Below are 17,394 nucleotides of genomic sequence, written 5' to 3'. Positions count from 1 at the left end.
CATGGGGGCCCTCTCGTACCAAGATCTCCTGCGATCACGGTGACCGGAACGCGGATCCCGCCCATTAGGAGCCGCCCTCGTTCGCTGGCGCCGGGAAGCCGTTACGGGGTTTCGACGACCTCCTGGCCGAGCGGCCACAGCGCCGCCGGAACCAGCTTGAAGTTCGCCACCCCGAACGGGATGCCGATGATCGTCACGCAGAGCGCGATGCCCGCGAGGATGTGCGACAGGGCCAGCCACCAGCCGGCCAGCACCACCCAGAGCACGTTGGCCAGGCCGGAGGGGAGGCCGGCGCCGGGCTTGGGCACGATCGTGCGGCCGAACGGCCACAGCGAGTACAGGGCGAGCCGCAGCGAGGCGACGCCGAACGGGATGGTGACGACCAGGAGGAAGCAGATCAGCGCGGCCACGCCGTAGCCCAGGGCCAGGACGAAACCGCCACCGAAGACGAGCCACAGCAGGTTCAGCAGAAAGCGGATCACCACTCCATGATCCCTCGCGTCCGCAAGGGCCCGGGAATACCGGCGCGAGCGCCGGGTAGAGGAGGACGTGATCGAGCCCGAGTCGGCGTGCCCGTGGCGCCCGGGCGGGCGGTGCCGTGACCCCCGTCGCTCCAGCGGCACGGCGGGAGTTCCGGGAGGCGTACGAGCGGCTGCGCCGGTACTTCATCGTGGCGCTGCAGGCCGGCCTGGCCGCCGGCTTGGCCTGGTACGTGGCAAGCACGCTGCTGAAGAACCCGCAGCCGCTGTTCGCACCGGCGGCAGCTGTGGGCACCATCGCCGCGGCGATCGGCAACCGGATCCGCCGCCCCGCCGAGCTGCTCGGCGGGGTGATCGTCGGTGTGCTGGTCGGCGACCTGATCATCAAGCTGATCGGTGCGGGTCCGGTGCAGACCGGCCTGGTGGTCGCCCTCGCCATCTCGCTCGCGGTGGTGATCAGGGGCAGTGGCGCCGTGATGGTGCAGGCCGGCAGCACCGCTGTGCTGCTCGGCACCGTGGAGCCCAACGCACCCGACCTGGCCGTGCCGCGTACGGCGAACGCGCTGGTGGGCGGCGGGGTGGCGGTGGTGGTGGCGCTGCTGCTGTTGCCGGTGAACCCGGTCCGGGTGGTGCACCGCGCCGCCGGGCCCACCCTGGACCTGTTCGCCAAGGAGCTGACCGCCACGGCGAACGCGCTCGCCGCGGGTGACGCGCGGACGGCCGGGGCGGCGCTGGAGCGGCTGTCGGACATCGCCCGTTCCCGGGCGCGGGCGGCCGGCCTCGGCTTCTCCGGCACGATCGTGGCCTCGCAGCTCTTCATCGTGGTCGGCGAGCTGCTCCAGGCATCCGGCATGACCAAGATCGAGGCGGACCGGATGGCCGGCGTCTGCGAACACCGAGCGGAATCCCGCCCGGACCCGAACGCCCGTTAATCTGCGGAGGTGGGAGTCGATGATCTGTACCCCGCCGCGCGGCTGCCCGCGGCGCAACGCGCGACCGCCGCGGCGGGCCTGGACGCGCTGCTGCTCACCCCCGGTTCCGACCTGCGCTACCTGACCGGCTACGACGCCCGCGAGGGGGAGCGGCTGACCTGCCTGGTGCTGCCCGCCGAGGGTGAACCGACGCTGATCGTGCCGGTGCTGGAACGCCCCGACGCCGAGGCCGCGCCCGGCACCGGTTTCCGGATCGTCGACCACGCCGACGGCACCGACCCGTGGCCGCTGGTGCGGGCGGCGTTGCCCGGCCCGGTCCGTGCCGTCGGCCTGGCCGACCGGATGTGGGCCCAGCAGGTCCTCGCGCTGCGCGACGCGCTGCCCGGCGCGGCCCAGCGGCTCGCCTCCGACGTGCTGCGGGAGATGCGGATCCGCAAGTCGCCGGCCGAAATGGCCGCGCTGGCCGAGGCGAGCGCCGCGATCGACGCGGTGCACCTGCGGATGGGGGAGTGGCTGCGCCCCGGTCGCACCGAGCGGGAGGTCGCCGCCGATCTCGCCGCGGCGATCCGGGCGGCCGGGCACGCCGCTGTCGACTTCGTCATCGTGGCCGCCGGCCCGAACGGCGCGAGCCCGCACCACGGCACCTCGGACCGCCCGATCGGTGCCGGCGAGCCGGTGGTGGTCGACATCGGCGGCACCATGCCGTCGGGCTACCGCTCCGACTGCACCCGCACGTACGTCGCCGGTGGAAGCGCCCCGGCCGAGTTCGCCGACTACTACGCGGTGCTGTGGGAGGCGCAGCGCGCAGCGGTGGCCGCTGTCGCGCCGGGCGTGACAGCCGAGGCCCTCGACGCGGTCGCCCGGGACGTCATCGCCGCCGCCGGTTTCGGTGACGCCTTCCTGCACCGCACCGGGCACGGCATCGGCCTCGACGGCCACGAGGAGCCGTACGTGGTGACGGGCAACCCCCGGCCGATGGAGCCCGGCATGGCCTTCTCGATCGAGCCCGGGATCTATCTGGCCGGGCGGCACGGCGCCCGGATCGAGGACATCGTGGTCTGCACGGGCGACGGCGTACGACGGCTCAACACCACCACCACGGAACTCGTCACGCTGTGACCGCCGGTCACCCCGCGTCGAGGGCCACCAGCCGCTCCCGCACCTCGGCCACGACGGGATGCTCCGGCACCAGGGCCGCCAGGGCGTCGGCGAACGCCCGGCCGGCGGCCAGGTGCCGGTAGTCGCGCAGCGTGTCGAGCGCCGCGAGCAGTTCCAGCCGGACCGGCCCGGGCCGGGACAACTGCTCGCGTACGCGCGGCGGCAACCGCGCGTACGCCTGCGCGCGGAACGCCGGGTCGGTCATCCCGGGCACCTCGAGAAGCAGATCGACCAGTTCGCCGTCGTTCAGGGACGACGGCGAACCGGTGGCGGTGCGGGGCGCGGGCACGACGGTCGCCCGCGGCGGCTCGGCGGCCAGGTGCAGCAGCGCCTGCCGGAGGACGACATAGGACCGGTGCCGCGGGGAGTCGGGCCGGACGATGCCGAAGTGGTCGCCGGGCAGCACTCCGGTGTCCGGGAAGACGCTGCGGGCGGACGCCGGTGACACGACGGCGTCGCTCTCGCCCGCGAACGCCAGCACCCGCATCGACGGTTCGGGCACGTGCACGATCCGGTGCAGCACGGCGCGTTGGGCGTCGAGCACCGCGGCGTTGAGCGGCCGTAGTTCCCGCTCCTGCGGGTTGGCGCGCAGCAGCACCCGGCGGGCCGGCAGGCCGAGGTCGGAACCCGCCGTCGGGCAGGCGTACATGAGCAGGAGGCGGATGCGGGCCAGGTCGGGATCGTCGTCGGTGAGCATCCGGGCCAGGGCCCGCTGCGCCACCAGGCCGCCCTGGCTGTGCGTGACCAACGCCAGCCGGGGACAACCGGCAAGATCGTGGCGCAGGAACGTGCGCAGCCCGTCGGCCACCTCGTCGAACGTCGGCACCTGCCGCAGCGGGTGCACGGACAGCAACGACGTGGCGTAGCGGAAGGCGTGTGTCTCCACGTCGGCGAGCGCGGGATCGCGGCGGATCAGATCGCGCCAGGCCGACCACACCTCGTCCGAGGAGAGGAAGCCGTGGACGAACACCACAGTGGTTGTGGCCACGCCGTCACGCTAGCACCGCGCCGCTCGCCGGGGATGGTCCGAAAGCCGTCGCGCCACGTTGTGGCGATTCGGCAAGCCGGGCGCTGTCGAGGGCCGCCAATATGGATAATGACTCCCCGTGAATCAACCGTACGCAATCGACGTCGACTCGGAGTTAGTCGATCTTGGAGCGGTCTCATTGGACCGCCTTCCTGAGCTTGACCAGGAGATTCTCGGTCCGGTCATGGGCCGGCTGCTGCGCCGTGTCGACGATCCCGAGAGCATCACCAGTGGTTACAATCCGCAACGACTCGACTGATTTCGGCCGTCCGGGTGGAGGACGCATGACCGTCACGCTGCCGCTGGACGAGCCGGTGCGGCACCGGCTCGGCCGCCACCACTTCGGGGCCCTGGCGGCGGGCGCCGGCGACGCCGGCACCGTCGATGAGCTCCTGACCGCCGAGCACAGCTGGCGGCTCCTGCAACTGCGCGCCGTGCTGGACGCGGTGGCCGAGACACCGGAGGCGGCGGGTCCGCTGCCGCCGGTGGCCGACGCCTGGGCGCTGCTGGTCGCCGCGCAACGCCACGCCCCGGCCGTCGTCGACCGGCTGCTCGCGCATCCGCACGTCGGCACCTGGGCCGGTTACGTCCTGCGGCGGCTGCGCGGCTCCACAGTAACCGCCGAGGGTCCACTCTGGGTGGACCTCGGGTACCTGCACGCGCTCGCGGCCGCGGCCGGCGTACGCGCGGGCCTGCCGTCGTTCACGCTACGGGTGCCGGTGCGCGACGGGTTCGCCGCTCTGCCGACGCTCGGTGGCGCCGTGCTGCCGGCCGGGCAGCGGTGGGCGGTGGCCGAGGTCGCCGCCGCCGACGGCGAGGCGACGGTCGCGCTGGACGGCCACCGGGTCGCGTTCGACAGCGCGGGCGGCGGCACGGACGGCTGGTTCGCGCTGCCCACCGTCCGGGCCGAGGCCGGAGGGCAGGAGCTGACGGTCGGGCTGGACTTCCTCGACCCGTACCGGAATCTGCGCAGCCCGACCCCGCCGGACCTGGACACGGTCGCGGCGATCGACCGCTGGCGGACGCTGCTCACCCAGGCGTGGGAACTGCTCGTCCGGGTGTGCCCGGAACGTGCGGCGCCCATCGCCCGTGGCCTGTTCTCGGTGGTGCCGCAACGCCCCGCGGAGCGGTTCCGCACCATGAGCGCGTCGGCCGGGGACGCGTTCGGCAGCATGCTCATCTCCGAGCCGGAGGACGCGCCGGAACTCGCTGTCACACTGGTCCACGAGTTCCAGCACATCAAGCTCGGCGGCCTGCTGCACCTGACCCCGCTGCTGATCGCCGAGCCGCGGCACAGGCTGTACGCGCCGTGGCGGGACGACCCGCGCCCACTGGGCGGTCTCCTCCAGGGCGTGTACGCCTTCGTGGGGATCACCGAGTTCTGGCGGGCGTACCGTCCGGTGGCCGGCGGCGCGGCACGGACCGTGGCGCACTTCGAGTTCGCCAGGTGGCGGCGGCAGGTCACCGCGACCCTGGCGGAGCTGCGGACCCGGCCCGAGCTGACCGACGTCGGCCGGCGCCTGCTGGCCGGCCTCGCCGACACCGCCGCGACCTGGTGGTCCGAGCCGGTGCCGGGGGAGGTGCTCGCCGCGGCCGACGCCGCTGTGGACGATCACCGGGCCCAGTGGCGGCTGCACCACCGGCGTCCCGACCCGGCGGTGGCGCAGGCGTTCGCGGCGGCCCGGGAGGCCGGTGACGCCCGCCCGGACGGCGACTACCCGGAGCCGCCGGTCGAGGCGGACGCCGGCGCGCGCCGGCTCGACACCCGCGCGGTGCTGCTGCTGTGGCGGCTCACCGACCCGGAGGGCTTCGCGCGGTTGCGCAAGGACCCGTCGAGCGTCGGCGAGCAGGTCAGCGGCGCGTCCGCGGCCGACCTCGCCTACGCCGCCGGTGAGGTCGGACAGGCACACGAGCTCTATCTGGCGGAGCTGTCGACCGGCTCGGCCAGCCCGTCGGCGTGGGCCGGGCTGGGGCTTACCACAGCCGCGCTGGGCTTCGCCCCGGCGGCCGAGGCGCTGCGAAGCCGGCCCGAGCTGGTCCGGGCCGTGCACCGTCTGCTCCGCGCCGGATCGCCCGTCGACCCGGTGGACCTGGCGGCCTGGGTGGGACCCTCCGCGGGTTGACGCCACTGTCCACGGTGGCGGGCGGTCACCGCCACCGTGGACCCCCGGGCTACAGCGGCATCGGATCCAGGTCGCAGTCGCCGCGGACCGTCGGGTCCAGACCGGCCCGGGTCGCCGGGTGCGTGTCGCCGAGGGTCCGGCGGAACGTCGGGCCGATCTCGTCGAGCAGCGCCTGCCCCTCCGTGTCCCGGCCGAGTGCGATCAGATCCATCGCGAGGTTGCCCAGCGCGATCAGCGTGGTCGGGTGCTCCGGCCCGAACACCTCCCGCGCCCGCTCCACCGTCGCCTGGTCAAGCTCGTACGCGGCCCGGTGCTCGCCGAGCACGTAGAGGTCGTTGCCGAGGTTGATGGACGCGGCGAGGGCCAGCGGATGGTCCCCGCCCAGGCGGCGGGTCAGCACCGCCAGGCCCGCCTCGTTCATCGACCGCGCCCGCGCCGCGTCGCCGCGCAGCCGGTGCACGATCGCCGCGTTCGCCCGGGCCGCCACCGTGTACGGGTGCTCGTCGCCGAACAGTTGCCGGTAGTGCTCGCCGATCTCCTCGCTGAGCTGCGCCGCGGCGTCCAGTTCGCCGGTGGCGCGCAGGTCGACGGCGAGACCGAACGCGGCGAGCAGCGTGTCCGGGTGGGCCTCGCCGTACCGGGCGGCGAAGCCGTCGCGTACCTCCTGGGAGAGGGCGCGGGCGGCGACGTGGTCACCTGCCTTGCGCACCGCGGAGGCCAGCCGGCGGCGGGCCAGCAGCGTCTGCGTCTGGGCGCTGCCCCAGACCAGCGGCAGCCGGTCCACCACGTTCTGCATCTCGGCCCGGGCGGGCAGGTACTCGCCCAGTTCCCGCCGGTCGATGATGAGGTTCAGCAGGGACTCCAGCGTCTGTGCGTGGTCCTCGCCGAACAGCAGCACCCGGTGCGCGTAGGTGGCCTGGTCGACGGCGAATGCCCGCCGCATGTCGCCGGTGAGGCGCAGGCTGACGGCGAGGTTGTGGGCGGCGTTGAGCGTGCTCGGGTCGTCCTCGCCGAGCAGGGCCACGTGCCGCCGGTAGACGTCCTCGTCGATCCGGAGGGCCTGGGTGAAGTCGCCGGCGACCCGCAGGTCGGCGGCGACCGCGCCGAGGGCGCTCAACAGCTCCTCGGTGTCCTCGGCGGTGGCGCTCTCGTGGGCCCGCAGGATCCGGGTGTTCAGGTCGGCGGCCTCGGAGTGCCGGCCGAGCCGGTAGAGCATGAAACCGAGCCACTGGCCGACCTGGAGCGTCATCGGGTCGGTCTCGCCGAGCCGCTCCCGCCAGGTCTGGTAGGCGTGCCGGGACAGCTCCAGCGACGCCTCCATGTCGCCCCACCAGTAGAGGTAGCGGGCCTCGTTGTAGACGAGTTGATGCACCCAGCCCTGGGCGGACTCGACCGCGCCGGAGACCAGCACGTGCGGGTACAGGTCGGCGTAGCTCGGCCAGTTGCCGGGCGTGTCCGGGTCGTTGCGGTCGCCGGTGGCGAGCAGCCGGTGGGCGCTGGCGCGCATGGCGTCGCGTTCGGCGTCGTTCATCCGGTCCAGGAGCACCGCCTGGATCAGCCGGTGCATCTGGATCGAGTTGGTGCGGTGGATGACCCGGGCCAGCGCGTACCTGTTGATGTCGCGGATCGCGCGGCCGAGCCGCATCGGGTCGCGCAGGGCGCCGTTGAGGTCGGGGTGGATGTCGGCGTTCTGCGCGCCGCTGAACAGCGTGCGGGGGATGGGCTCGGGGGCGAGGAAGGAACACACCTGCAACAGCCGGAACGCGGCCGGGTTGGCGACCACCAGCCGGTCCAGCGAGACGTTCCACGCGGCCGCCACCGGCAGCTGGTAGTCCATCGGGGGCGCCTGTTCGAGCAGCTCGACCCGCTTCTCCTCGAACAGCCGCAGGTACTCCTCGGCCGGCATGCCGGTCTCGGCCCGCCAGGCGGCGGCCTGCTCCAGGGCCAGCGGCAGGTCGCCGAGCGCCTCGGCGAGCCGGTCGGCCTCCTCGTCGGTGAGTTCCGGGCCGCGCCGGCGGAGCAGCTCGACGCTCTCGGTACGGCTGAAGACGTTCACCTCGAGCGTGCGCGCCATGGAGGCCCACTGCGGGTTGCGCGAGGTGATCATGATGCTGCCGGAACCGCCGATGGGCAGGTACGGCAGGAGCACCTCGGGGCTCTCCGCGTTGTCGAAGATCAGCAGCCAGCGCGGGTAGGGCCGGCCGAGCCGCAGCGCCTCCTGCACCGCGAGGCGGGCGCTGCCCACGTCCGGCCCGGCGGTCAGGTTCATCCGGTGGGCCAGCTCGACCAGCGAGGCGCCGATCTGGGTGGCACGCTCGGCGGGGATCCACCAGATCAGGTCGTACTCGCCCTGATGTTGGTAGACGTACTCGACGGCGAGATGCGACTTGCCCACCCCGCCCATGCCGTGCAGCGCGTGCGGCAGCACCGCCGTGGTGCCGCCCTGAATCTGGCGGTGCAGCAGGGCGAGCAGGTCGGCGCGGCCGGTGAAGTTCGGGTTGCGGGGCGGGACGTTGCCCCAGACGGCGGGGGTCCGGCTGGGGGTGGTGGCGTCCACTGGGGTCGACGACAAACCGGCTCCTTCAGCGGGGACGCTACGGGGGACGTCGGCATCTTCGCCTACCGCCATGATGACATTCGTGCCCCGCGATGCGGGAGTGTCGCGGACGTCGCGTTCGCCCGGCGTGTCCGGCTCGATCGCCTCGCGCAGCCGCCGGGCCCGCCGCAGATAGCGCCCGGACAGCGCGCGCAGCACCGCCGTCTCGATCCGGGCGACGGAACCGGCCGGGTCCAGCGGCGTGCCGTCCGGGTCGGACAGCACGCGGCCCCACGCCGCCAGCTCCGGCCGCTCCGGGCCGAGCCGGGCCGCTACCGTCCGCCAGACCCGTACCGTGTCGGCCCGGCGGCCGATCGCCAGCAGCTCCTCCCGGACGCCGGGGCGGAAGTCGACGCCCGCCCGCCCCGGCCGCGGCTCGACCAGCGGCCCGGTGAACACCTCGGCGAGGTGCACGTCGCCGGCCTCCGGCACCACCTCGTCGCGGACCACCGCGATCACCGCCGGCTCCAGCGGCGCCGCGGCCAGGCCGGTGGCCAGCCGCAGCGCCGTCGGTGAGGCCCAGGAGACGAACTCGCGTAGCGCCGCCGCCGGATCCCACCGCTGCGGCGCCCGCCGTCGCGGCGGTTGCGGCGCCCGGGCGTACGCCAGCACGGCGGGCAGGTCGACCCAGCGCGGATGACGGCCCGCGATCAGGTCCACCCAGGCGGCCAGCCAGCGGGTCCGCAGCTCCACCACGGGCACCGGGATGGCGTCGGGGTCCGCCCGGCGGCCCAGGTCGGGCAGCGCCCGCAGCGGGTCCGGCTGCCGCCACCACAGGCGGGCGTTCGGCACCCCGGCCCGGGGCGCCCGCAGGCCCAGACGCTGCGCGGCGAGGCCGCCCCGGTGCCACATCTGCTGCGGCAGCAGGTGCACGACGGCCACCGGGTGGCGTTGCGCCCACGCGCGCAGGTGCGGCAGCGCCGCGCCGCTGCGCCAGGCCGGGGCGGCCCCGTCGGAGAGCACCAGGACGATCCGGTGCCGCCGTACCGCAGGCAGTCCCGTCCCCGCGGGCACGGCCGGGCCGTGACGACCGTGGCGCAGCATCACCTCCTCGGGGCCGGTTCCGCTGGTATCGAGGCGGCACACGCGTACGTCGTGGAAGGCCACGTGCCGGCGCAGCAGCGTGACGAAGGTCCGCACCCGGGCCGACCAGACCGACATCGACGGGTGGTCGTCCACCACGAGCACCGCGTCCCAGCGAGCCCGGGCGGCCCGCCGTAGCACGGGCCGGACCAGGCCCGCCTCGGCCTGCGCGGCGGTGGCCTCCTCGTCGTACACGATCAGTTCCCGCGGCGAGACCAGCCGCCGGAAGGGACGCAGCACCTCGGCGAGGTTCTCCTCGCCGGAGGTCGTGCCGGCACCGGCCGGGCCGACGGCGAGCCGGGCCGGCACCGTCATTCCGGGTCCGCCGTCGGCCCGCCACGCCACAGCACCTCGGCGAGACGGTCCCAGTCGGCCTCGCCGCCGTCGGCGGTGGCGAGCTGCACCGCGTCGAGGAGCTGGTCCAGCGTCGGCGGGTCCGGATCGCGTTGCCGCTCCAGGAACGCCCGCACCAGCCCGGCGGCGGCCGCAGGACGCTCGGCGAAGTGGGCCTCCACCATCCCCAGCAGGGTCGCCTCGTCCGGGTCGGCCATCCGCAGCCGCAGGCAGTGGCGCAGGAACGCCGGCGGGAACGCCCGGTCCTCGGTGCAGGTCATCACCACGAGCGGGAACTCGTGGCACCGGATCCGGCCGCCGCGCACCGTGGCCCGGCCGCCCGGGTCGGCCGTGTGCACCGTCACTTCGGGGCTGCGCGGCGCCGCCCGGACCAGCTCGGGAATGGCGAAGCCGCCGTCGTCGAACACGGTACGCAACTGCTGGGGCAGGTCGATGTCGCTCTGGTCCAGCTCGTCGATGAGCAGCACCCGGGGGGTGCGGTAGGGCAGCAGCGCGGTGCCCAGAGGCCCGAGACTGAGGTGCTCGCCGAGTTCCTCCCCGACGGACCGGCCGGGGCTCTGCCCGGCGCGCACCCGCCCGAGCGGGTCGTGCTGCCAGAGGCCGGCGCGGACCGTGTCGTGCGTGCTGACCGGCCAGTGCAGCACCCGGCCGAGGCCCAGCTCCCGGGCGATCCGGTAGGCCAGGCTGGACCGGCCGGACCCGGCCCGGCCGGTGACCAGCAGCGGGCGGCGGAGCAGCAGCGCCGCGTTGACGACGTCCACCTCGCGCGGGTCCGGGTGGCGGGTCGTGACCGGGCCGAGCCGGCGCTCCCGGTCCGGATCCTCGGCGGGCGCCGGCGGCTCGTCCGGCCCGCCGTCGAAGGCACGCCAGCGCGGCGGCGCCGGCCAGCGCCGGTCCCGCTCGGCCGGGTCGATCGGTTCCCCGGTGCCCCGGTAGACGCGCCAGCCGGCGTTCTCCGGCGCGCTCATGCCGGCCACCCCAGCCGGTCGTCCGGCCGGTTCAGCTCCGGGGTGCGGTCCGGGTCGTCCCAGAGCACCACCAGGTGGCGGCCGTTGTGGCGGTCGGTGTGCGGCTCCAGGGCGAGCGCGTCCAGCCGCGCCCGCCGGGCGTGCACCGGGAGGCGCGCGATGCGTCCGTCGGCGGTCATGTCCCGGATCTCCTCCCAGAACTCGGTGTCGGACGGGCGGGTGCGGTGCCAGACGATCACCGGCAGGCCCGCCCGCAGGGCGGTCATCACTTCCTTGAAGCCGAAGCGGTTCTCCGGCGGCGTCGCCGGCGCGGAGCTGAGCAGCAGCGTCGACCAGCTCAGGTCGGCGGTCAGCTCGGCCTCCAGCCGGGTGAAGTACGCCGTGCCGTCGGGCCGGCTGCGGAAGAGGCGGCTGTGCGCCGGCTCGGCCTGGAGGTGTTCCCAGCGGCGTCGCCACGCGCGGTGCCATTCGGGCTGGCGCAGCCGGTCGAGACTGCGGACGACCACCGGGTAGTCCATCGCCAGCACCTTCTGCTCCAGGTGGGCGCTGGCCGCCTCCTTACGCCACCAGGCGACGTCCTCGTTGAGCAGCTCCACCGGCAGGACCAGCTCGACGGCGACGTCGGCCCGCCGGTCCGACCACTCGATCTCCATCTGGTGGACGATCCACTCCACAGTCGCCTCCAGGTCCGCGTACGCGACGTCGGTGAGCTGGCCGTGGCGGCGGGAGTGCCAGCCCTGCGCGCCCTGCCACTGCCGGTAGTGGGAGACGGTGTAGACGGTGCTGCCGGGGGCGAGGTCCGGCTCGACCTGGATCACCAGGTAGACGTACGGCTCGGGGGTCTGGTCGCCGGCGTTGACCCGCGCCCGCCGCAGGTCCAGGTCCCCGGTCAGGCCCAGCAGGCTGGCCTGCCGCTGGTTGCGGTCGCGGATCGCGCGGGCCGTGGCGGTGTCCACCTCGTGCTCCAGCAGGACCAGGAAGAGCATGTTCGGGGGCAGCCCGCGTGCGGGCGCGTTCTGTCCGGTCAGGTAGACGAAGACGTCCCAGGCGCTGACGCACCACGACGGGGGCGTGGCGGTCGTGTGGGCGGTGGCCCGCTGGTAGAGCCAGCCGAGCGAGTCCGGTCGGTGCGTGGACAGCGCCGGGCGCAGCCTGGTCCAGTCCTCGGGGGTCAGCAGCTCCACCACGTCCATCTCGTGGCGCAGCCGGTGCAGCCGGCCGAGCTGGGCCGCGGCCGGCCCGAAGAGGGCGACGACGTCGACCAGGGCGCCCAGGTCGCCCCGGCAGCCGCGGACGATCTCCGCGCTCTGCGCGCGGGGGTTGCGGTAGTCGTCGAGGCCCTGGTCGGACAGCCGCTCGCGCAGCCGGACGACCAGTTGCTGGCGGCTGTCGGCCTCCTGGAGCAGGCGCATCCCGGACAGCAGCTCGACCAGTTCCTCCTCGATGCGGTGCCGGGGATCGGCGCCGGGAGACGGAAGCTGCGTCATGTGCCATCCGGTTCGTCACGCGGCTGGGGAACAGGGCCGACCTGCGGTGCCGCGACGGCACGGCGACGGGCGGCGGCGATGGACGTCCATGATCGCAGTAGGGGAGACCGTCTCACGTAGACTGTCCGGTCTCCGACACCGGCGGCGTAATCCATCGGCACCCTCCGATCGATGACGGCCGAGCACGCACCATTCTGACGGTCGGGTCAAGTGGCGACCACGGGGTGTGCGCGGAGGTGCTCCCTGCCCTACCCGAACGACCGTTAAGCTGAACGTGTCCGTACCCCGGACGCCGCACCGGCTCACCCACCCCACGGAGCTCACCGCGCTATGAACGTCGACCGGATCCTGCCCACCGGCGAGGCCCACGACCTGCTGGACCTCGCCACCGAACTCGCCGACCGCGAGCTGGCCCCGGCAGCCGCCGGGTTCGAGTCCCGCGGCGAGTTCCCCCGGGAGGTGCTGCGCACCCTGGGCCGGGCCGGACTGCTCGGCCTGCCGTACGCCGAGGAACACGGCGGCGCCGACCAGCCCTACGAGGTGTACCTCCAGGTGCTGGAGATCCTCGCCAGCCGGTGGCTCGCCGTGGCCGAGGCGGTCAGCGTGCACACGCTGTCCTGCTACCCGCTGGCCCAGTTCGGCACCGACGAGCAGCGCAAACTGCTGCCCGACATGATCGGTGGGGAGCTGCTCGGGGCGTACTGCCTCTCCGAGCCGCAGGGTGGCTCGGACGCCGCGTCGCTGACCACGCGGGCGGTACGCGACGGCGGCGGGTACGTGGTGACCGGCACCAAGGCGTGGATCACGCACGCCCGGGTCGCCGACTTCTACAACATCTTCTGCCGCACCGGCGGCCCCGGCCCGAAGGGCATCTCCTGCCTGCTGGCCGACCGGTCCACCCCGGGCATCCACCCGCAGGCCGCCGAGCGCACCATGGGCCTGCACGCCTCGCCGATCGCGCAGATCGCCTTCGACGACGCCCGGGTGCCGGCGGAGCGGCTGATCGGCGGCGAGGGCGCCGGGTTCACCATCGCCATGTCCGCGCTGGACTCGGGTCGCCTGGGCATCGCCGCGTGCGCGGTGGGCCTGGCCCAGGGCGCGCTGGACTACGCCGTCGGGTACGCCCGGGAGCGCAGTCAGTTCGGCCGCCCGATCATCGACTTCCAGGGGCTCGGGTTCAACCTGGCCGACGCCGCCACCCAGATCTCCGCGGCCCGGGCGCTCACGCTCGCCGCCGCGCGGCTGCGCGACGCGGGCCGCCCGTACTCGATCGAGGCGGCGAAGGCGAAGCTGTTCGCCACCGACGTGGCGATGCGGGTGACCACCGACGCGGTGCAGGTGCTCGGCGGCGCCGGGTACGTCGTCGACCACCCGGTCGAGCGGTACATGCGCGAGGCCAAGGTGCTGCAGATCGTCGAGGGCACCAACCAGATCCAGCGGCTGGTCATCTCCCGCGCGCTGGCGAGGGGCTAGCCTGTCGCGGTGACCTTCCCCCGGATCACCGTGGACCCCGACGTCATGGGGGGTGCGCCCTGCGTGCGGCAGTCACGCATCCCCGTGGCCACCCTGCTGGCCATGATGGCCGAGGGCATGTCCGTCACCGACATCCTCACCGACCTGCCGTTCACGGACGAGGAGGACATGGCGGAGGTGCTGAACTACGCCGCGGACGCGGTGCGCGACCGGACGGCGCGCTGAGGGTCACCGCGGCGGGCCGGGTGCGGCGTGGGAGCGCTTTTCCGGCTAGGGTGCAGCGCGTGGAGGAGATCGACCGTGCCATCGTCGCCGCGCTGACCGGGGACGGTCGGCTGTCGTACACGGACCTGGCCGAGCGGGTGGGCCTGTCGGTGTCGGCCGTGCACCAGCGGGTCCGCCGGCTGGAGCAGCGCGGGGTGATCAAGGGGTACGCCGCGCGGGTGTCGTTCGAGGCGCTGGATCTGCCGCTTACCGCGTTCGTGGCGATCCGGCCGTTCGACCCGTCGCAGCCGGACGACGCGCCGGATCGGCTGGCGCACCTGCCCGAGATCGACTCGTGCTACTCGGTGGCGGGGGAGGACTTCTATCTCCTGCTGGTGCGGGTGGCCAGCCCGGCCGACCTGGAACGGGTGCTGCAGGAGATCCGCACCTCCGCGAACGTCACCACGCGCACGACGGTGGTGCTGTCCACGCCGTACGAGAACCGGCCGCCGAAGATCAGTGGCGAGCTGTCCGGTCGGGGGCGTCCCCGGCCGGCGTCGGAGCCGGCAGGTTCCACCGCCTGATCACCCGCCGGCCGTGCTCGTGTCCGAGCACGCTGAGCGTCGCGGTGTCCAGCCGCAGCAGCGCGCCGGCCGAGGGCGGCAGCCCGATCCAGCGCGCGCCGAGCACCCGCAGGCTGTGTCCGTGCCCGACCACTGCGACGTCGCCCTGCACCAGCAGCGCTGCGGCCCGGTCCAGGACCCGGTCCAGGCGGTCGCCCACCTGGTGCGGTGACTCACCGCCGGGGCCGCCGTCGGTCCAGATCGACCAGCCCGGCCGTTCCCGCTGGATGTCCGCGGTGGTGCGGCCCTCGTACTCGCCGTAGTTCCACTCGGCCAGGTCGGGTTCGACCGCGTCGACGGTGAGCCCGGCCAGGGCGGCGGTGCGGGTGGCGCGCCGCCGGGGGCTGGACAGCACCCGGGCGAAGCGCCGGCCGGCGAGCAACGGGGCCAGCGCGGCCGCCTGCCGCTCGCCGTCGGGGGTCAGGTCGAGATCGGTGTACGAGGTGTGCTGGTGGGCGGCGCTCCAGGTGGTCTCGCCGTGCCGGATCAGCAGGATCTCGTTCACCGGCCCAGTCAACCACGCCGGGGCGGAGCCGGCCCGCCGAAGGTTTACCGGGAAGGCGGCGCTACCGGGTCGCCGGCGCGGGCTCGGTGTCGCGTGCCGGCTCCGGCCGGCCTGGCGCCTGTTCCCGGTCCGGCGCGCGGCCGGGGCGCAGTTGCAGGACCGCGGCGGAGGCCAGCACCAGCGCGCCTCCGGCGAGCTGCGCGGGGGTCAGGGCCTCGCCGAGGGTGAGCGTGGCCAGTGCGGCGGTGACCACCGGTTCGAAGGTGGACAGGATGGCCGCGGTCGACGGACCGGTCCGCTTCAGGCCGGCGAAGAAGGCCAGCATCGCCACGACCGTGGAGACCACGGCGATGGCGGCCAGCCAGAACCATCCGCGCCACCCGAAGCTGAGGTCGACGCCGCCGGTGAGCAGGGCGCGACCGCCGAGGGTGCCGGCGGCGCCGGTCATCACCAGCGCCGACAGCGCCACGGGTGCCAGCCGGTGTACGACGGTGTCGGAGACCAGGATGTAGACCGTGTAGGTGACGGCGGCGGCGAAGGCCAGCAGCGCCCCGAGCGGATGGAAGCCCGCGCCACCGGCGCCGAGCAGCACCAGCAGCGTCCCACCCGAGGCGGCCACCAGCGCCGCGCCACGTCTCGGGCTGAGCCGGTCCCGGCCGAGCAGCACCGCCGCCACTGTGACAAGGACCGGGTACGTGTAGAGGATCAGCGCCAGCAGGGACGCGTCCATCAGTTCCAGTGCGGCGAAGTACAGGCTCGCCTGCGTGGCGTATCCGACCGCGCCCAGCCCGAGGGCGACCGCCGCGATCCGGCCGCGCCTCGTCGCCGGCCGCCCGCCGCCCGCGTCGCCCGGCCCCGGTGTCACGCGGCGCAGGCCGGGCCGCGCGAGCAGGACGAGTCCGAGCAGTACGGCGGCCAGGCCGAAGCGCACCAGCAGCAGCGCGGTGGGGGAGACGCCGGCGTCGTACGCGAGCTTGCCGAAGACGGCCATCGCGCCGAAACAGGCGGCGGACAGGAGACACAGTGCGGCACCCACGCGCCAAGGATCACCGGAGCCGACTGCCCAGGTCCAGCGATGAATTCCGCAGCTTAATCATTAGGATTCCCGCATGATCGAGCTGGACCTGCGGCGGTTGCGCTTCCTGCGGGAGTTCGAGGAACGCGGCACGATGGCCGCTGTCGCCGCGGCTCTGGGCTACAGCCCGTCGACTGTCTCGCAGCAGCTTGCCCTGCTGGAGAAGGAGGTGGGCGTCCGGCTGCTGGGCCGGGCGGGTCGCGGCGTACGGCTCACCGAGGCCGGGCACGTGCTCGCCCGGCACGCCCGGGTGCTGCTGTCGGCGGCGGAGGCGGCGGAGGCGGACCTGGCCGCCCTCGACGGTGACGTCCGGGGAACCGTCCGGGCGGGCGGCCTGCAGTCGGCGGCGCGCCGCCTGCTCGTGCCGGCCGTCGCCCGGATGGGAGCCGAGCACCCGCGGGTCCGGGTGGAGATCTTCGAGCTGGAACTCGAACAGTCCCTGCCGGGCCTGCGCCTGGGCAGTGTCGACCTGGTCATCGGCGACGAGTACGACAGCCAGCCCCGACCTCGGCCGGCGGGGCTCCGTTTCACGCTCCTGCTCGAGGAGCCCTTGCGGCTCGTGCTTCCCGCCGCTCATCGTCTCGCCCGGCCCGGGGGACACGTAGCGGTCACCGACCTGCGGTCCGAGGTGTGGACCGCCTCCGCCGAGGGCACCGGGCACCACGCCATGGTGGTCGGGACGTGCCGCCGTCTCGGTGGCTACGAACCGGACCTGCGGCACCGTTCCAGCGATGCGGACGTGCAGCTGGAGCTGGTCCGGGCCGGGGCCGCTGTCGCCCTGATGCCGGCGCTGACGCTGCCCGGGGACGACCCGGCGCTGGCGGTCCGTGGCATCGCCGAGACCGACCTCCGGCGTCGCCTGGTGGCTGTCACCCGGGACACGCCACCGGCGCCGGCGCTCACCGCGTTCCTGACCGCCGTCACGGACCGGGTGCGTGACCTGGGCCGGTAGGTGCCCACCTTCAACCTATTGTCCTAGGACGCCCTACGCGATGTGCGCCGGGCAACAACGTTTGCGACGACCGGCACCGGGGACGCGACAAGGGCAAGGCTCAGCCGGACGATCGGAGGGCGACATGAGCTTCACCGACAAGGCGAAGAACAAGGCCCAGGAGATGAGCGGCATGGCCAAGGAGCGGATCGGCGACGTCACCGACAACGAGCGGTTGCGGGCCGAGGGTGCCTCCGAGCAGAGCACGGCGCGCGCCCGGCAGGCCGGGGAACACGCCAAGCAGGCCGGCCGCGACGCCAAGGACGCCTTCACCAAGTGAGTACGCGAACGGCGGGCCACCTCATCGCAGAGGTGG

15 protein-coding genes are annotated in these 17,394 nt (G+C 74.1%); 9 read left to right on the top strand and 6 right to left on the bottom strand.

The features are described 5' to 3' along the window. Positions 1-101 precede the first annotated feature (101 nt). On the bottom strand, positions 102-482 hold the full coding sequence (locus ACGFIA_RS23850) for a YccF domain-containing protein (protein WP_357384592.1): 381 nt from the start codon (positions 480-482) through the stop codon (positions 102-104). Between the two features lie 116 nt (positions 483-598). Here ACGFIA_RS23850 and ACGFIA_RS23845 point away from each other — a divergent pair, with 116 nt between their 5' ends. Both ACGFIA_RS23845 and ACGFIA_RS23840 read left to right on the top strand, forming a co-directional pair. Then, positions 599-1,411, top strand: a complete 813-nt coding sequence (locus tag ACGFIA_RS23845) for an FUSC family protein (protein ID WP_357472741.1) — start codon at positions 599-601, stop codon at positions 1,409-1,411. Positions 1,412-1,420: 9 nt separating this feature from the next. Then, positions 1,421-2,530 carry a Xaa-Pro peptidase family protein gene (locus tag ACGFIA_RS23840; protein ID WP_357384595.1) on the top strand — a complete coding sequence of 370 codons (1,110 nt, stop codon included), beginning with the start codon at positions 1,421-1,423 and terminating at the stop codon, positions 2,528-2,530. A 7-nt stretch (positions 2,531-2,537) separates the two neighbouring features. On the opposite strand, the gene ACGFIA_RS23835 is transcribed toward ACGFIA_RS23840, so the two are convergent. Continuing rightward, on the bottom strand, positions 2,538-3,557 hold the full coding sequence (locus ACGFIA_RS23835; protein WP_357472736.1) for a hypothetical protein: 1,020 nt from the start codon (positions 3,555-3,557) through the stop codon (positions 2,538-2,540). 118 nt (positions 3,558-3,675) lie between these two features. On the opposite strand from ACGFIA_RS23835, the gene ACGFIA_RS23830 reads away from it, so the two are divergent. Next, a complete protein-coding gene (locus ACGFIA_RS23830) occupies positions 3,676-3,855 on the top strand; it encodes a hypothetical protein (RefSeq protein WP_354869538.1) in 180 nt (59 codons plus the stop codon). A gap of 25 nt (positions 3,856-3,880) precedes the next feature. Then, complete coding sequence (locus ACGFIA_RS23825) at positions 3,881-5,719, top strand: HEXXH motif domain-containing protein (protein WP_393262132.1); 1,839 nt, start codon at positions 3,881-3,883, stop codon at positions 5,717-5,719. A 49-nt stretch (positions 5,720-5,768) separates the two neighbouring features. On the opposite strand, the gene fxsT is transcribed toward ACGFIA_RS23825, so the two are convergent. Both fxsT and ACGFIA_RS23815 read right to left on the bottom strand, forming a co-directional pair. After that, on the bottom strand, positions 5,769-10,037 hold the full coding sequence (gene fxsT / locus ACGFIA_RS23820) for an FxSxx-COOH system tetratricopeptide repeat protein (RefSeq protein ID WP_393262129.1): 4,269 nt from the start codon (positions 10,035-10,037) through the stop codon (positions 5,769-5,771). A gap of 679 nt (positions 10,038-10,716) precedes the next feature. Further along, positions 10,717-12,207 (bottom strand): hypothetical protein, encoded by a 1,491-nt coding sequence (locus ACGFIA_RS23815; RefSeq protein WP_393262126.1) that lies wholly within the window; start codon positions 12,205-12,207, stop codon positions 10,717-10,719. A gap of 330 nt (positions 12,208-12,537) precedes the next feature. Here ACGFIA_RS23815 and ACGFIA_RS23810 point away from each other — a divergent pair, with 330 nt between their 5' ends. The 3 genes from ACGFIA_RS23810 to ACGFIA_RS23800 are packed head-to-tail and all read left to right on the top strand — an operon-like array spanning position 12,538 to position 14,468. Beyond that, positions 12,538-13,680 (top strand): acyl-CoA dehydrogenase family protein, encoded by a 1,143-nt coding sequence (locus tag ACGFIA_RS23810; protein ID WP_357384605.1) that lies wholly within the window; start codon positions 12,538-12,540, stop codon positions 13,678-13,680. A 9-nt stretch (positions 13,681-13,689) separates the two neighbouring features. Then, positions 13,690-13,905 carry a DUF433 domain-containing protein gene (locus ACGFIA_RS23805; protein ID WP_393262123.1) on the top strand — a complete coding sequence of 72 codons (216 nt, stop codon included), beginning with the start codon at positions 13,690-13,692 and terminating at the stop codon, positions 13,903-13,905. Between the two features lie 59 nt (positions 13,906-13,964). After that, positions 13,965-14,468: an Lrp/AsnC family transcriptional regulator gene (locus ACGFIA_RS23800; RefSeq protein WP_357384608.1), complete on the top strand. Its 504-nt coding sequence runs from the start codon at positions 13,965-13,967 to the stop codon at positions 14,466-14,468. Here ACGFIA_RS23800 and ACGFIA_RS23795 read toward each other — a convergent pair. Both ACGFIA_RS23795 and ACGFIA_RS23790 read right to left on the bottom strand, forming a co-directional pair. Further along, positions 14,401-15,012: a histidine phosphatase family protein gene (locus ACGFIA_RS23795; RefSeq protein ID WP_357384610.1), complete on the bottom strand. Its 612-nt coding sequence runs from the start codon at positions 15,010-15,012 to the stop codon at positions 14,401-14,403. The two genes, ACGFIA_RS23800 and ACGFIA_RS23795, sit on opposite strands and share 68 nt — an antisense overlap. Before the next feature lie 61 nt (positions 15,013-15,073). Further along, complete coding sequence (locus tag ACGFIA_RS23790) at positions 15,074-16,048, bottom strand: DMT family transporter (protein ID WP_357384612.1); 975 nt, start codon at positions 16,046-16,048, stop codon at positions 15,074-15,076. Positions 16,049-16,121: 73 nt separating this feature from the next. Between ACGFIA_RS23790 and ACGFIA_RS23785 the strand changes: the two genes are divergently transcribed. Next, positions 16,122-17,039, top strand: coding sequence for a LysR substrate-binding domain-containing protein (locus tag ACGFIA_RS23785; protein ID WP_357384614.1), 918 nt, complete (start codon positions 16,122-16,124; stop codon positions 17,037-17,039). A 124-nt stretch (positions 17,040-17,163) separates the two neighbouring features. Further along, complete coding sequence (locus ACGFIA_RS23780; protein ID WP_174534135.1) at positions 17,164-17,358, top strand: CsbD family protein; 195 nt, start codon at positions 17,164-17,166, stop codon at positions 17,356-17,358. Positions 17,359-17,394 lie beyond the last annotated feature (36 nt).

Origin of the sequence: Micromonospora sp. NPDC049203 (assembly GCF_043197215.1) — a bacterium.
Lineage (GTDB): Bacteria > Actinomycetota > Actinomycetes > Mycobacteriales > Micromonosporaceae > Micromonospora.
The sequence above is the reverse complement of the archived record's forward strand: the minus strand, read 5'-3'. Positions and strand labels throughout refer to the sequence as shown.

Excerpts from the sequence above, each read along its gene's own strand:
- ACGFIA_RS23785 (WP_357384614.1), top strand. The coding sequence starts at position 16,122 with ATGATCGAGCTGGACCTGCGGCGGTTGCGCTTCCTGCGGGAGTTCGAG.
- ACGFIA_RS23825 (WP_393262132.1), top strand. The coding sequence starts at position 3,881 with ATGACCGTCACGCTGCCGCTGGACGAGCCGGTGCGGCACCGGCTCGGC.
- ACGFIA_RS23815 (WP_393262126.1), bottom strand. The coding sequence starts at position 12,207 with ATGACGCAGCTTCCGTCTCCCGGCGCCGATCCCCGGCACCGCATCGAG.
- ACGFIA_RS23810 (WP_357384605.1), top strand. The coding sequence starts at position 12,538 with ATGAACGTCGACCGGATCCTGCCCACCGGCGAGGCCCACGACCTGCTG.
- ACGFIA_RS23780 (WP_174534135.1), top strand. The coding sequence starts at position 17,164 with ATGAGCTTCACCGACAAGGCGAAGAACAAGGCCCAGGAGATGAGCGGC.